At 35.9% G+C, this 13,525-nt stretch carries 28 protein-coding genes; 1 reads left to right on the top strand and 27 read right to left on the bottom strand.

What is annotated here, in order from left to right; all coding sequences use genetic code 11:
- Positions 1–71 precede the first annotated feature (71 nt).
- From rpsK to rpsJ, 27 genes are all read right to left on the bottom strand, one after another.
- Positions 72–461: a 30S ribosomal protein S11 gene (gene rpsK, locus EQ029_RS03595; RefSeq protein ID WP_000101625.1), complete on the bottom strand. Its 390-nt coding sequence runs from the start codon at positions 459–461 to the stop codon at positions 72–74.
- Positions 462–483: 22 nt separating this feature from the next.
- Positions 484–849 carry a 30S ribosomal protein S13 gene (rpsM, locus tag EQ029_RS03590; protein ID WP_011275142.1) on the bottom strand — a complete coding sequence of 122 codons (366 nt, stop codon included), beginning with the start codon at positions 847–849 and terminating at the stop codon, positions 484–486.
- Between the two features lie 22 nt (positions 850–871).
- Complete coding sequence (rpmJ, locus tag EQ029_RS03585; RefSeq protein WP_001829709.1) at positions 872–985, bottom strand: 50S ribosomal protein L36; 114 nt, start codon at positions 983–985, stop codon at positions 872–874.
- A gap of 31 nt (positions 986–1,016) precedes the next feature.
- A complete protein-coding gene (gene infA / locus EQ029_RS03580; protein ID WP_001829792.1) occupies positions 1,017–1,235 on the bottom strand; it encodes a translation initiation factor IF-1 in 219 nt (72 codons plus the stop codon).
- 198 nt (positions 1,236–1,433) lie between these two features.
- Positions 1,434–2,084 carry an adenylate kinase gene (locus tag EQ029_RS03575; protein ID WP_011275141.1) on the bottom strand — a complete coding sequence of 217 codons (651 nt, stop codon included), beginning with the start codon at positions 2,082–2,084 and terminating at the stop codon, positions 1,434–1,436.
- Positions 2,085–2,102: 18 nt separating this feature from the next.
- Positions 2,103–3,395: a preprotein translocase subunit SecY gene (gene secY / locus EQ029_RS03570; RefSeq protein ID WP_037558583.1), complete on the bottom strand. Its 1,293-nt coding sequence runs from the start codon at positions 3,393–3,395 to the stop codon at positions 2,103–2,105.
- Positions 3,395–3,835: a 50S ribosomal protein L15 gene (gene rplO / locus EQ029_RS03565; RefSeq protein ID WP_011275139.1), complete on the bottom strand. Its 441-nt coding sequence runs from the start codon at positions 3,833–3,835 to the stop codon at positions 3,395–3,397. The genes secY and rplO overlap by 1 nt, the downstream gene beginning before the upstream one ends.
- 19 nt (positions 3,836–3,854) lie before the next feature.
- Complete coding sequence (gene rpmD / locus EQ029_RS03560; protein WP_011275138.1) at positions 3,855–4,034, bottom strand: 50S ribosomal protein L30; 180 nt, start codon at positions 4,032–4,034, stop codon at positions 3,855–3,857.
- A 16-nt stretch (positions 4,035–4,050) separates the two neighbouring features.
- Positions 4,051–4,551 carry a 30S ribosomal protein S5 gene (gene rpsE, locus EQ029_RS03555; RefSeq protein ID WP_011275137.1) on the bottom strand — a complete coding sequence of 167 codons (501 nt, stop codon included), beginning with the start codon at positions 4,549–4,551 and terminating at the stop codon, positions 4,051–4,053.
- 20 nt (positions 4,552–4,571) lie between these two features.
- Positions 4,572–4,934 (bottom strand): 50S ribosomal protein L18, encoded by a 363-nt coding sequence (gene rplR, locus EQ029_RS03550; protein ID WP_016931143.1) that lies wholly within the window; start codon positions 4,932–4,934, stop codon positions 4,572–4,574.
- Positions 4,935–4,965: 31 nt separating this feature from the next.
- On the bottom strand, positions 4,966–5,502 hold the full coding sequence (gene rplF, locus EQ029_RS03545; RefSeq protein WP_011275135.1) for a 50S ribosomal protein L6: 537 nt from the start codon (positions 5,500–5,502) through the stop codon (positions 4,966–4,968).
- Positions 5,503–5,526: 24 nt separating this feature from the next.
- Positions 5,527–5,925 carry a 30S ribosomal protein S8 gene (rpsH, locus tag EQ029_RS03540; protein WP_011275134.1) on the bottom strand — a complete coding sequence of 133 codons (399 nt, stop codon included), beginning with the start codon at positions 5,923–5,925 and terminating at the stop codon, positions 5,527–5,529.
- 31 nt (positions 5,926–5,956) lie between these two features.
- Positions 5,957–6,142, bottom strand: coding sequence for a type Z 30S ribosomal protein S14 (locus EQ029_RS03535; protein ID WP_001140799.1), 186 nt, complete (start codon positions 6,140–6,142; stop codon positions 5,957–5,959).
- Between the two features lie 22 nt (positions 6,143–6,164).
- Positions 6,165–6,704 (bottom strand): 50S ribosomal protein L5, encoded by a 540-nt coding sequence (rplE, locus tag EQ029_RS03530; RefSeq protein WP_011275133.1) that lies wholly within the window; start codon positions 6,702–6,704, stop codon positions 6,165–6,167.
- A 25-nt stretch (positions 6,705–6,729) separates the two neighbouring features.
- The gene (gene rplX / locus EQ029_RS03525) at positions 6,730–7,047 is read right to left on the bottom strand and encodes a 50S ribosomal protein L24 (RefSeq protein WP_016931144.1); all 318 of its coding nucleotides are present in this window, start codon (positions 7,045–7,047) and stop codon (positions 6,730–6,732) included.
- A gap of 35 nt (positions 7,048–7,082) precedes the next feature.
- Positions 7,083–7,451 carry a 50S ribosomal protein L14 gene (gene rplN / locus EQ029_RS03520; RefSeq protein WP_002466492.1) on the bottom strand — a complete coding sequence of 123 codons (369 nt, stop codon included), beginning with the start codon at positions 7,449–7,451 and terminating at the stop codon, positions 7,083–7,085.
- A 31-nt stretch (positions 7,452–7,482) separates the two neighbouring features.
- Entirely contained in the window at positions 7,483–7,746 is a 264-nt protein-coding gene (gene rpsQ / locus EQ029_RS03515) for a 30S ribosomal protein S17 (RefSeq protein WP_011275131.1), read from the bottom strand.
- Positions 7,747–7,772: 26 nt separating this feature from the next.
- Complete coding sequence (gene rpmC, locus EQ029_RS03510; RefSeq protein ID WP_011275130.1) at positions 7,773–7,982, bottom strand: 50S ribosomal protein L29; 210 nt, start codon at positions 7,980–7,982, stop codon at positions 7,773–7,775.
- Positions 7,972–8,406 (bottom strand): 50S ribosomal protein L16, encoded by a 435-nt coding sequence (gene rplP, locus EQ029_RS03505; protein ID WP_002432945.1) that lies wholly within the window; start codon positions 8,404–8,406, stop codon positions 7,972–7,974. The genes rpmC and rplP overlap by 11 nt, the downstream gene beginning before the upstream one ends.
- 2 nt (positions 8,407–8,408) lie before the next feature.
- A complete protein-coding gene (gene rpsC / locus EQ029_RS03500; RefSeq protein WP_011275129.1) occupies positions 8,409–9,062 on the bottom strand; it encodes a 30S ribosomal protein S3 in 654 nt (217 codons plus the stop codon).
- A 23-nt stretch (positions 9,063–9,085) separates the two neighbouring features.
- A complete protein-coding gene (gene rplV, locus EQ029_RS03495; protein ID WP_001829734.1) occupies positions 9,086–9,439 on the bottom strand; it encodes a 50S ribosomal protein L22 in 354 nt (117 codons plus the stop codon).
- A gap of 27 nt (positions 9,440–9,466) precedes the next feature.
- Positions 9,467–9,745, bottom strand: a complete 279-nt coding sequence (gene rpsS, locus EQ029_RS03490; protein ID WP_001829710.1) for a 30S ribosomal protein S19 — start codon at positions 9,743–9,745, stop codon at positions 9,467–9,469.
- Between the two features lie 64 nt (positions 9,746–9,809).
- Complete coding sequence (gene rplB / locus EQ029_RS03485; protein ID WP_011275128.1) at positions 9,810–10,643, bottom strand: 50S ribosomal protein L2; 834 nt, start codon at positions 10,641–10,643, stop codon at positions 9,810–9,812.
- A 39-nt stretch (positions 10,644–10,682) separates the two neighbouring features.
- A complete protein-coding gene (rplW, locus tag EQ029_RS03480; RefSeq protein WP_011275127.1) occupies positions 10,683–10,958 on the bottom strand; it encodes a 50S ribosomal protein L23 in 276 nt (91 codons plus the stop codon).
- The gene (rplD, locus tag EQ029_RS03475; protein WP_011275126.1) at positions 10,958–11,581 is read right to left on the bottom strand and encodes a 50S ribosomal protein L4; all 624 of its coding nucleotides are present in this window, start codon (positions 11,579–11,581) and stop codon (positions 10,958–10,960) included. The genes rplW and rplD overlap by 1 nt, the downstream gene beginning before the upstream one ends.
- 26 nt (positions 11,582–11,607) lie before the next feature.
- Positions 11,608–12,270, bottom strand: coding sequence for a 50S ribosomal protein L3 (gene rplC, locus EQ029_RS03470; RefSeq protein WP_011275125.1), 663 nt, complete (start codon positions 12,268–12,270; stop codon positions 11,608–11,610).
- A 27-nt stretch (positions 12,271–12,297) separates the two neighbouring features.
- Entirely contained in the window at positions 12,298–12,606 is a 309-nt protein-coding gene (gene rpsJ / locus EQ029_RS03465; RefSeq protein ID WP_015900978.1) for a 30S ribosomal protein S10, read from the bottom strand.
- Positions 12,607–12,984: 378 nt separating this feature from the next.
- Between rpsJ and EQ029_RS03460 the strand changes: the two genes are divergently transcribed.
- On the top strand, positions 12,985–13,380 hold the full coding sequence (locus EQ029_RS03460; RefSeq protein ID WP_011275123.1) for a hypothetical protein: 396 nt from the start codon (positions 12,985–12,987) through the stop codon (positions 13,378–13,380).
- The last annotated feature ends 145 nt before the right edge of the window (positions 13,381–13,525 follow it).

Below are 13,525 nucleotides of genomic sequence, written 5' to 3'. Positions count from 1 at the left end.
TCCTTAATTACGTCGACTTAATTTTAAACTGTTTCGCTCAGTGACCTGTAACAATAACAATCTATTATAAATTAGACGCGACGACGTTTTGGTGGACGACAACCGTTATGAGGTACTGGAGTAACGTCTCTGATTGCAGTTACTTCTAAACCAGCTGATTGTAATGCACGGATAGCTGATTCACGACCTGGTCCAGGTCCTTTTACTGTTACTTCAACAGTTTTTAAACCATGTTCCATTGCAGATTTTGAAGCAGTTTCAGAAGCCATTTGAGCTGCGAATGGTGTTGATTTTTTAGATCCTTTGAAACCTAATGCACCAGCTGATGACCAAGATAAAGCATTACCAAATTCATCAGTGATAGTTACGATTGTATTGTTGAATGTTGAACGGATGTGAGCCACACCATTTTCAATATTCTTTTTAACTCTACGTTTACGAGATACTTGTTTACGTGCCATTTATATTTGCCTCCTTTACCTATTATTTTTTCTTGTTAGCTACAGTTTTAACTGGGCCTTTACGAGTACGAGCGTTGTTTTTTGTTTTTTGACCGCGAACTGGTAAACCACGACGGTGACGGATACCACGGTATGAAGAAATTTCCATTAAACGTTTAATGTTTAAGTTTTGTTCACGACGTAAGTCACCTTCAACTTTATAACTGTCAACAACTTCACGAATACGACCTAATTCGTCATCTGTTAAATCTTTTACACGTGTGTCTGCTGATACGTTAGCTTCTTCAACGATTTTTTTAGCTGTTGAAGTACCAATACCATATACATATGTTAATGAGATAACAATGCGTTTTTCACGTGGGATATCTACTCCTGCAATACGTGCCATATATATTTACACCTCTCTTTTATTAACCTTGTCTTTGTTTGTGCTTAGGATTGTCACAAATTACCATTACTTTACCTTTACGTTTAATGACTTTACATTTTTCGCAAATTGGTTTAACTGATGGTCTTACTTTCATTTTTATACCTCCCTATATTATGGAGTGACGATTATTTATAACGATAAGTAATTCTACCGCGTGATAAATCATACGGAGACATTTCTACAGTTACTTTGTCGCCAGGTAGAATACGAATATAATTCATTCTAATTTTACCACTTACGTGAGCTAAAATCTCATGACCATTTTCTAATTCTACTTTAAACATAGCATTTGGTAAAGTATCTAATACTGTACCTTCTAATTCAATTACATCTTGTTTCGCCATTGATTAACTTCCTCCCTTTTTACAATAGTAAGGTAATCGTCAATAGACAACTTCAACGATACGAATCTAATATAGTGACTAGTTAAAATAAGTTTAACAAAATGCGGGAATTATTATCGTCATTCGACACTCAGAAAATTAATTCTTGCCAGAGAAACCTAATCAAATTCACATAAATCTAGACCGTATTAAGTTGATCTATTTTAATTGATCTAAGATATCAATGACATCTTTGGTTACATCGTCAATATCTTTCGCACCATCAATGTTTTTTAGCACACCTTTTTCATTATAGTACTCTAAAATAGGTTTTGACTGTTTAACATTAACGTTTAAGCGATTAGATACTGTTTCAGGATTATCATCCTCGCGTTGATAAAGCTTTCCACCATCGATATCACAAATACCATCAACCTTTGGAGGATTAAATACAAGATGATAAGTCGTACCACATTTTTCACAGATACGACGACCTGTAAGACGATTCATCAATTCTTCCTCAGGAACTTCGATGTTAATGACAGCATCGATGTTTCTACCAAGCTCAGACATAATATCATTTAACGCCTCAGCTTGATCGATTGTTCTTGGGAAGCCATCTAATAAGAATCCTTTTTTTGCATCGTCTTCAGATATTCTTTCTTTAACGATACCTACAGTAACTTCATCAGGGACTAATTCTCCACGATCCATGTAAGATTTAGCTTCTTTTCCTAAATCTGTTTCATCTTTAATCGCTTTTCTGAACATGTCACCAGTAGATATATGTGGTATTGGGAATTTCTTAACAATTTCACTCGCTTGAGTTCCTTTACCTGCGCCAGGTAAACCCATTAAAATGATATTCATAAATTGCCCTCCTACAAATTATCTACCACCAAAGCCTTTATATTCTTTTTGACTCACTTGAGCTTCAAGTGATTTCATAGTTTCAATTGCAACACCAATTACGATTAATAAACTTGTACCACCAATTTGTATTGATTGAGGTAAACTCATGAACTTAGTCGCTAATATTGGTAATATCGCAATGACTGCTAAGAAAATAGAGCCGACAAAAGTTAAGCGATAAAGTACTTTAGTAATATATTTTTTAGTTTGTTCACCAGGTCTTATACCTGGAACGTAACTACCTTGTTTCTTCAAGTTATCAGCCATTTTTTCAGGATTAACTTGAACAAAGGCATAGAAATACGTAAATGCAATAATTAATACTACATAAACAATCATGCCGTAAGTGTTTGAAGGGTTAGCATATTCAGATATAGTTTGCGCCCAATCAGCTTTAGGGAAGAACAATGTTAATGTTCTTGGCAATAGGAAAAATGCCATCGCAAAGATTACTGGAATTACCCCTGCAGAGTTAACTTTTAAAGGTAGATAAGTTGCTTGTGATCCTAATCTTTGTGCAGACTGTTTTTTAGCATATTGGATAGGAATTTTACGTTTCGCTTCTAGTACATAAATAGCACCAATTGTAAGTAAAACTAATCCTACAATTAAACCAATAACTTTTAACCATGCCAACGTAGTATCATCATTACCAACGAATGCTTGTTGCACGAATTGAATAATTGATGAAGGCAAAGTTGATAAAATACCTGCAAAGATAATGATAGAAATACCATTACCAACTCCGAATTGAGTGATTTGATCACCAAGCCAAATTAGAAATGCAGTTCCTGCTGTTAAAACAACGGCAATCAATAAATAACTCATAATAGATTGGTGAATAATTAATTTACCACCTAAATAGTTATTAAATTGGAATGCCATACCAATTGACTGTATAAAAGCCAAAATGATAGCGAAATAACGTGTTACATTGCTAAGCTTTCTTTTACCTACTTCACCTTGTTTCGCCCATTCAGAGAATTTCGGAACAATATCCATTTGTAGTAATTGCATTACGATAGATGCGGTGATGTAGGGCATGATGCCCATAGCAAATATTGAAAAGTTCTTTAAGGCTCCGCCACCAAACGTATTAAGAAGAGCGGCGACTCCTTGATCAGAACCTTGTCGTTCAAAAGGCTCAGGGTTAACTCCTGGAGCCGGAATGTAAGTTCCTATTTTGAATATAACTAACATTGCTAAGGTAAAGAAAATCTTGTTTCGAACTTCTTTAGTTTTAAAGAAGCTCACAAGCGTTTGAAACATTAGATCACCTCGTGTGCTCCACCTTTTGCATCAATTGCTTCTACTGCTGAAGCTGAGAATTTATGAGCTTTCACTGTCAATTTTTTATCAAGTGAGCCATTACCTAGTACTTTGATACCAGATTTTTCATTCTTAACTACACCAGTTTCAACTAATAAAGCTGGAGTTACTTCAGTACCATCTTCAAATTTATTAAGTTGGTCTAAGTTAACAATAGCATATTCTTTACGATTAATGTTAGTGAAACCACGTTTTGGTAAACGACGGAATAAAGGTAATTGTCCACCTTCAAATCCAGGTCTTACGCCACCACCTGAACGTGCTTTTTGACCTTTTTGTCCGCGACCACTAGTTTTACCGTTACCAGAACCAGCACCACGGCCAACGCGGTTACGTACACGACGTGAACCTTCAGCTGCTTTTAACTCATGTAATTTCATTATATAGGCACCTCCTTAATTATTTTTCTTCTACTGTCAATAAGTGTCTAACTTTGTTGATTTGCCCACGGATAGCAGGGTTATCTTCAACTACTACTGAACTATTAGTCTTTTTAAGACCTAAAGCTTCAACAGTTTTACGTTGTGTTTCAGGACGACCAATAACACTACGAGTGAGGGTAATTTGTAATTTAGCCATTATCTATTTTCCCTCCTTAATTATATAATTCTTCTACTGATTTGCCGCGTAATTTAGCAACATCTTCAGCATTTTTAAGGTTTTGTAAACCATTGATTGTAGCACGAACCATATTAATTGGTGTGTTAGATCCTAATGATTTACTTAAGATATCAGTGATACCTGCTAATTCTAATACGGCACGAACTGGACCACCAGCGATAACTCCTGTACCAGGTGCAGCTGGTTTCATGAATACGCTGCCTGAACCATAACGGCCAGTGATAGTGTGAGGAGTAGTTCCTTCAACACGTGGAACAACTACTAAATCTTTTTTAGCTGCTTCAACAGCTTTTTTGATAGCTTCAGGTACCTCTTGAGCTTTACCAGTACCGAAACCTACACGACCATTTTTGTCTCCAACTACTACTAATGCAGTGAAACGGAAACGACGACCACCTTTAACAACTTTAGCAACACGGTTGATTGTTACAACGCGTTCTTCAAATTCTTTCGTTTCTTCTTCTCTACGAGCCATGTATTTGTCCCTCCTTTAAATTAAAATTCTAATCCGCTTTCTCTAGCAGCTTCTGCTAAAGCTTTTACACGACCATGGTATAAGTAACCGCCACGATCAAATACGATTTCTTTAATACCTTTGTCTGATGCTTTTTTAGCAATTGCTTCGCCTACTTTAGTAGCTAAATCTACTTTAGAAGTTGAATCACTTGCGATATCTTTATCTTTTGATGAAGCTTGAACTAAAGTTTCGCCTTTAACATCATCGATAATTTGTGCATAAATGTGTTTGTTTGAACGATATACATTTAAACGTGGTTTTTCAGCTGTACCTGATAATTTAGTACGCACACGAGCATGTCTTTTCAAACGCACTTTGTTTTTATCAATTTTACTGATCATTGTATTACTCCTTTCTTAAGAGAGTTATCTATTATTTACCTGTTTTACCTTCTTTACGGCGAACATATTCACCTTGGTAACGGATACCTTTTCCTTTGTAAGGTTCTGGAGGTCTTACTGAACGGATGTTAGAAGCAATTGCTCCAACTTGTTCTTTAGATACACCAGATACTCTAACAGTTGTGTTTTTCTCTACTGCGAAAGTAATGCCATCTTCAGCTTTAATTTCAACAGGGTGAGAGTAACCAACGTTTAATACTAAGTCACTACCTTGCATTTGAGCACGGTAACCTACACCAACAAGCTCAAGTGTTTTTTCGAAACCTTGAGAAACACCTTGTACCATATTATTTAATAAAGCACGAGTTGTACCATGAACTGTTCTATCTTCTTTAGACTCAGTAGGTCTTACAACTTCGATAGTGTTTTCTTCTTGTTTGAAAGTCATTCTTTCGTTAAATGTTCTAGTTAATTCACCTTTAGGACCTTTTACAGTAGCAGTATGACCATCAAAAGTTACTGTAACGTCGCTAGGGATGTCAATAATTTTCTTACCAACACGACTCATGTTATGGCACCTCCTTATTTATTATTACCAAACGTATGCGATAATTTCTCCGCCAACGTTACGTTTTCTAGCTTCTTTATCAGTGATAACACCTTCAGAAGTTGAAACTAATGCAATACCTAAACCATTTAATACTTTAGGTACTTCGTTTGCTTTAGCATATACACGTAAACCTGGTTTAGAGATACGTTTTAATCCTGTGATAACACGTTCATTGTTTTGACCATATTTTAAGAATAAACGAATAACACCTTGTTTATCATCTTCAACGTATTCTACGTTTTTAATGAAACCTTCACTTTTTAAGATTTCAGCAATTTGTTTTTTAATGTTAGACGCAGGTAATTCTAATTTCTCGTGACGCACCATGTTTGCGTTTCTTACACGAGTAAGCATATCTGCGATTGGATCTGTCATTGTCATTGATTGTTGCCTCCTTTCAGACTCTTATATATTACCAGCTAGCTTTACGTACGCCAGGGATTTGCCCTTTGTAAGCTAATTCACGGAAACAAATACGGCATAATTTAAATTTACGATATACAGAATGTGGACGACCACAACGTTCACAACGAGTATATTCACGTACTGCATATTTTTGTTTTTTCTGTTGCTTAGCAACCATAGAAGTTTTAGCCACTTAATTAGCCTCCTTTTAGAGATTATTTACGAAATGGCATACCGAAGTTTGTTAACAATTCACGAGCTTCCTCGTCAGTGTTAGCAGTTGTTACGATAACAATATCCATTCCTCTTACTTTACTTACTTTATCATAGTCGATTTCTGGGAAAATTAATTGTTCTTTAATTCCTAAAGTGTAGTTACCACGACCATCGAATGCTGTTTTAGAAACACCTTGGAAGTCACGTACACGAGGTAATGAAACTGCGATTAATTTATCTAAGAATTCATACATTCTTTCTCCGCGAAGTGTAACTTTCGCACCGATTGGCATACCTTCACGTAAACGGAATGTTGCAACTGATTTTTTTGCTTTTGTTACTAATGGTTTTTGACCAGTGATTAATTCTAATTCTTCTACAGCGTTATCTAACACTTTAGAGTTTTGAACTGCATCACCTACACCCATATTTACAACGATCTTTTCGATTTTTGGTACTTCCATTACAGAACTATAGTTGAATTTTTTTACTAAGTTTTCAGTAACTTCAGTATTGTATCTTTCTTTTAAACGGTTCAAAGTGGATCCTCCTTTCAACTAGTTATTAATTATTAGTTTTGATTTCTTCGCCAGATTTTTTAGCGATACGAACTTTTTTACCATCAACAAATTTGTAACCAACACGAGTAGGTTCGTTTGTTTTAGGATCTAATAATTGTACGTTAGAAACATGGATTGCTGCCTCTGTTTCTAAGATTCCACCTTCAGGATTTAATTGAGTTGGTTTTTGGTGTTTTTTAATAACATTAACACTTTCCACAACGACACGGTCTTTTTTAGGTTCAGTAGCGATTACTTTACCTTCTTTACCTTTGTCTTTACCTGCGATAACTTTTACGTTGTCACCTTTTTTGATATGCATGTGGGCACCTCCTTAAATGATTTGGTTTTTATAAATTAAAGTACTTCTGGTGCTAATGAAACGATTTTCATGAAGTTACCTTCACGTAATTCACGAGCAACAGGACCAAAGATACGAGTACCACGTGGGCCTTTGTCATCACGAATAATGACACATGCATTTTCATCAAACTTGATATAAGAACCATCATTACGACGAACGCCTGATTTAGTTCTAACGACAACAGCTTTGACTACGTCACCTTTTTTAACAACGCCACCTGGTGTTGCATTTTTAACAGTACATACGATAACATCGCCGATGTTCGCTGTTTTGCGACCAGATCCACCTAATACTTTAATTGTAAGAACTTCACGAGCACCAGAGTTGTCTGCTACTTTTAAACGAGTTTCTTGTTGGATCATTAGTTAAACCTCCCTTATCTCTAATCTTGTATTAAATAATTACTGACTCTTCAACAATTTCTACTAAACGAAAACGTTTTGATGCTGATAAAGGACGAGTTTCTTGAATTTTAACAATGTCTCCTAATTTAGCTGAATTGTTTTCATCATGAGTTTTGTATTTTTTAGAGTATTTTACACGTTTACCGTATAATTTGTGTGTTTTGTAAGTTTCAACTAATACAGTGATAGTTTTGTCCATTTTGTCTGAAACAACTTTACCTACATAAACTTTACGATCGTTTCTTTCACTCACTTTTGTAACCTCCTCTTTCGAATATATTATTGATTAGCTTTGCTTTCTTCGATTTCTCTTTCACGAGCAACAGTTTTTAGACGTGCAATTGTTTTTCTAACTGTACGAATACGTGCAGTTTCCTCTAATTGACCTGTAGCTAACTGAAAGCGTAGGTTAAAAAGCTCTTCTTTTGAAGATTTGATTTGTTCTTCGATTTCTGAAGTGGTTAAGTCTCTAATTTCCTTAGCTTTCATTTGTTTCACCACCCAATTCTTCACGTTTTACAAACTTAGTTTTCACTGGAAGTTTGTGACTTGCTAAACGTAATGCTTCACGAGCAACTTCTTCTGATACGCCTGCAACCTCGAATAAAATTCTACCTGGTTTTACAACAGCGATCCAGCCTTCAACGGCACCTTTACCAGCACCCATACGTACTTCTAAAGGTTTTTTAGTATATGGTGTATGAGGGAAGATTTTAATCCAAACTTTCCCGCCACGTTTCATGTAACGTGTCATAGCAATACGAGCAGATTCGATTTGACGAGATGTGATCCAAGATGTTGTAGTAGCTTGTAATCCATACTCACCAAATGTTACATAATTACCGCCTTTTGAACGACCAGTTGTTTTAGGACGATGTTGACGACGATATTTAACACGTTTTGGTAGTAACATTATTATTTTCCTCCTTCACTAGTATTCTTAGTAGGAAGAACTTCACCACGATAAATCCATACTTTAACACCTAATTTACCGTAAGTAGTGTCTGCTTCAGCATGTGCATAATCGATGTCAGCACGTAAAGTATGAAGTGGAACAGTTCCTTCTGAATATTGTTCAGCACGAGCAATGTCAGCTCCGCCTAAACGACCTGATACTTGAGTTTTGATACCTTTAGCACCAAGTTTCATAGCTCTTGAAATAGCTTGTTTTTGTACACGACGGAATGAAGCACGGTTTTCTAATTGACGTGCAATATTCTCAGCAACTAAACGAGCATCGATATCAATTTTTTTGATTTCGATAACGTTGATGTGTACTTTTTTATCAGTTAAGTTGTTTAATTTATTACGAAGTTTTTCAATTTCTGATCCGCCTTTACCAATTACCATACCTGGTTTACCAGTGTGAATAGCAATGTTAATACGGTTAGCAGCACGTTCGATTTCAACGTGAGAAACTGATGCTTCTTTTAATTCGTTATCAATGAATTTACGGATTCTTAAATCTTCGTGTAAAAGTGAAGCGAAATCTTTTTCAGCATACCATTTAGCTTCCCAGTCACGGATGATTCCGACACGAAGTCCGATAGGATTAATTTTTTGACCCACAGTGTTCCCTCCTTAAATAGTTATTAAGCTTCTTTAGCTTCTTCTTTACCGTCACTTACGACGATTGTAATGTGGCTTGTACGTTTATTGATAGCACTTGCACGACCTTGTGCACGTGGACGGAAACGTTTTAAAGTTGGTCCTTCATTTGCATATGCTTCTTTAACAACTAATTCATCAGTGTTCATGTCATAGTTATGTTCAGCATTTGCTAAAGCGGACATTAATACTTTTTCAATTACTGGTGATGAAGCTTTGTTAGTTAATTTTAAAATAGCAATAGCTTCTCCAGCATTTTTACCTCTAATTAAGTCAAGAACTAATCTTACTTTACGAGGTGCGATTCTGATTGTTCTAGCAACCGCTTTTGCTTCCATTAGGATTTCCTCCTCTACTTCTATTTATTATCTTCTAGTTTTTTTATCGTCTGCAGCATGTCCTTTAAATGTACGAGTTGGAGCAAATTCACCTAATTTGTGACCTACCATATCTTCAGTTACATAAACAGGTACATGTTTACGACCATCGTATACTGCAAAAGTATGACCGATGAAATTTGGGAAAATTGTAGAACGACGAGACCATGTTTTGATTACTTGTTTCTTTTCACTTCCGTCTTGAGCTTCTACTTTTTTCATTAAATGATCATCGACGAAAGGTCCTTTTTTAATACTACGAGCCATTTGGGCGCCTCCCTTCTTATTGTGTGCGTGCAGCAATTAAGCCGCACACCCAAATAAGTTGTTATTATTTTTTCTTACGTCCACGAACGATAAGTTTGTCTGATGATTTTTTACCACGACGAGTTTTCTTACCAAGCGTTGGTTTACCCCATGGTGACATTGGAGATGGTCTACCGATAGGTGCACGACCTTCACCACCACCGTGTGGGTGATCGTTAGGGTTCATTACTGAACCACGAACTGTAGGACGGATGCCTTTCCATCTAGAACGTCCTGCTTTACCAACATTAACTAATTCATGTTGTAAGTTACCAACTTGACCAATTGTAGCACGGCAAGTTGATAAGATCATACGAACTTCACCAGAACGTAATCTGATTAGTACGTATTTACCTTCTTTACCAAGTACTTGTGAACTTGCACCCGCTGAACGAGCTAATTGTCCACCTTTACCAGGTTTTAATTCGATATTATGAATTACAGTACCAACTGGAATGTTTTGTAATGGTAATGCGTTACCAACTTTAATGTCAGCATCTGCACCACTCTCAACTACTTGGCCTACTTGTAATCCTTTTGGAGCAATAATATATCGTTTTTCACCATCAGCATATACTAATAAAGCAATGTTAGCTGAACGGTTTGGATCATATTGGATTGAATCAACTTTTGCAGTGATTCCATCTTTATTACGTTTGAAATCGATAACGCGGTATTGACGTTTATGTCCTCCACCATGATGACGAACTGTCAATTTACCTTGGTTGTTACGACCCGCTTTTTTCGGTAGCGGTTGTAATAATGACTTTTCAGGAGTAGATTTCGTGATTTCTGCGAAATCTAAACTAGTCATATTACGACGACCATTTGTTATTGGCTTATATTTTTTAAGAGCCATTGTCGCTTACCTCCTTAATGGTAACTTTTATTTTATTGTTTAGTTGAATAAGTCAATTGAACCTTCTTTTAAAGTAACAATTGCTTTTCTTCTTTTGTTTGTATAGCCTTGGTAACGGCCCATACGTTTTTTCTTAGGTTTGTAGTTGATGATGTTTACATTTGCAACTTTAACGTCGAAAATTTCTTCAACTGCAATTTTAACTTGTGTTTTATTAGCACGAGTATCTACGTCAAAAGTATATTTATCTTCAGCCATTGCTTCAGAAGATTTTTCAGTGATTACGGGGCGCTTAAGAACATCTCTTGCTTCCATTATCCGAGCACCTCCTCAACTTTTTTCGCAGCTGATTCAGTAATAATAACACTGTCAGCGCTAGTAATATCTAAAACGTTTAATCCTTGAGCTGTACTAACTTGTACGCCAGGAATGTTACGTGCAGATAATTCAACGTTTACGTCTTCGCTATCAGTAACTACTAACACTTTTTTAGGTTGTTCGAGTGTAGTTAATACATTTTTGAATTCTTTTGTTTTTGGAGCTTCAAAACCAAAATTATCAACGATAGTGAAGTTGTTTTCTTTAACTTTGAAAGATAATGCAGAACGTAATGCTAAACGACGCATTTTCTTAGGCATTTTGTATGCATAGCTTCTTGGTGTTGGTCCGAATACGATACCACCACCACGCCATTGTGGAGCACGAATTGTACCTTGACGCGCACGTCCTGTACCTTTTTGTCTCCATGGTTTACGTCCGCCACCACGTACAGCTGAACGATTTTTAACTGCGTGAGTTCCTTGACGTAATGAAGCACGTTGTAAGTTAATTGCTTCGAAAAGAACACTGTTGTTTGGTTCAATAGCGAATACTGAATCGCTTAATTCAACAGAACCTGATTTAGATCCGTCTACTTTTAATACATCATAATTTGCCATTATGCTTTTCCTCCTTTCGCTACTTATTATTTATTACCTTTTTTAATTGAAGTTTGGATTTCTACGAAACCTTTTTTAGGTCCAGGTACGTTACCTTTTACTAAAATTACATTGTTTTCTGTATCAACTTGAACTACTTCTAAGTTTTGAACAGTAACTGTATTTCCACCCATACGTCCAGGCATTTTTTGGCCTTTGAATACTCTTGAAGCATCTGAAGCCATACCTACTGAACCTGGCGCTCTATGGAAATGAGAGCCGTGAGCCATTGGTCCACGAGCTTGGCCATGACGTTTAATAGCACCTTGGAAACCTTTACCTTTTGAAGTTCCTGTTACATCAATAATGTCTCCAGCTTCAAAAGTATCAACTGTGACTTCTTGACCTACTTCGTATTCATCAACATTAACGTTTCTGAATTCACGAATGAAGCGCTTAGGTGCTGCGCCCGCTTTCTTAGCGTGACCTTCAGCTGGTTTATTAGCATATTTATTAGATTTGGCATCTTTTTTGTATGCTTTTTTGTCTTCAAAACCTACTTGGATAGCGTTATAACCATCTACTTCTTCAGTTTTCTTTTGTAATACTACGTTTTGACTTGCTTCTACTACTGTAACTGGGATTAATTCACCGTTTTCTCCGAATACTTGAGTCATCCCAATTTTTCTTCCTAAGATTCCTTTGGTCATCGAAAGTCCACCTCCTAAAATTTTCTATTATAATTTAATTTCGATGTCTACACCAGATGGTAAGTTTAATCCCATTAGGGCATCAACTGTTTTTGGTGTTGGGTTAACAATATCGATTAAACGTTTATGAGTACGTTGTTCGAATTGTTCACGTGAATCTTTGTACTTATGCACCGCACGGATAATTGTATAAACTGATTTTTCAGTTGGTAACGGAATTGGTCCAGAAACTTCTGCACCAGAACGTTTTGCAGTTTCAACAATTTTCTCTGCTGATTGATCAATCACACGGTGATCGTAAGCTTTTAATCTGATTCTGATTTTTTGTTTTGCCATAATTTTCCCTCCTTATTCGTCTACTTTAAAAGTGATAGACTTCTCCACGAAAACTATCTCACACAACGCCATGGCAAAGCGGCCGGGTGTGTCAGTAACCTTTCGCTTCATCGCTTTCATCAAGTCCAACATTAGATATGTTACAGGAAAAACGGTGATAAATCAAGGTTTTTCTGTAACTTTTTGTACTTTGTCTAACACATACCTAAGTATTGTACTTTAAATAGTTTTGTACATCAACCATTTTAAGTAAATTTTTTCCCTTTTTTTATTTTTACTTTATAATGTATATAAGTTAAGTCTTAAATTAAGCTCCTACTATTATAATAGTAGGAATTTAAAATTTGTTTTTAATAAATAGTTGGAGGCGTAGTTATATTGAAAAGAAATACTAAAGTAGCTCTTGCCCTAATAAGTTTCTTCTTATTAATATGTGAATTTTTCTATGGCATTCCTTTTCTAGGCGGAAGCTTTATATTAGGTTTTGGTTGGCAACCATTGTTAATTAATGCTTTTTTATATCTCATACTAGCAATTATTCTTTTAGTTGATAATCAAAATGCAATAAAGCCTATGTCAATTATTCCAGTAATTGGTTTTGTGGGATCTTTCATTGCATTTATTCCAATTGTAGGAATGTTTGTTCATTGGGTGTTATTTTTCTTACTGGTCTTCTTTATTTTTATAGTATTGAGCGCACCTACCTATATTCGTAATAAAGATGCAAAAGTCATTTATACTCAGTACAAAGATGATCATTCAAATAAATGGTAAAAAAAGAGTCTGGGACATAAACCCTAGAGAAATAGCCAGTAAATGAGTTTTAACAAATTCATTTACTGGCTTCTTTATTTACAATACTCCGTATTGTTGGCTCGCTTTCTTAGGGGACAGCTTCAGCCTGTAGTCTTCAGCTTGT

Source organism: Staphylococcus haemolyticus (assembly GCF_006094395.1).
In the GTDB taxonomy this organism is placed as follows: domain Bacteria; phylum Bacillota; class Bacilli; order Staphylococcales; family Staphylococcaceae; genus Staphylococcus; species Staphylococcus haemolyticus.
This window is presented reverse-complemented; position numbering and strand designations above follow the sequence as displayed.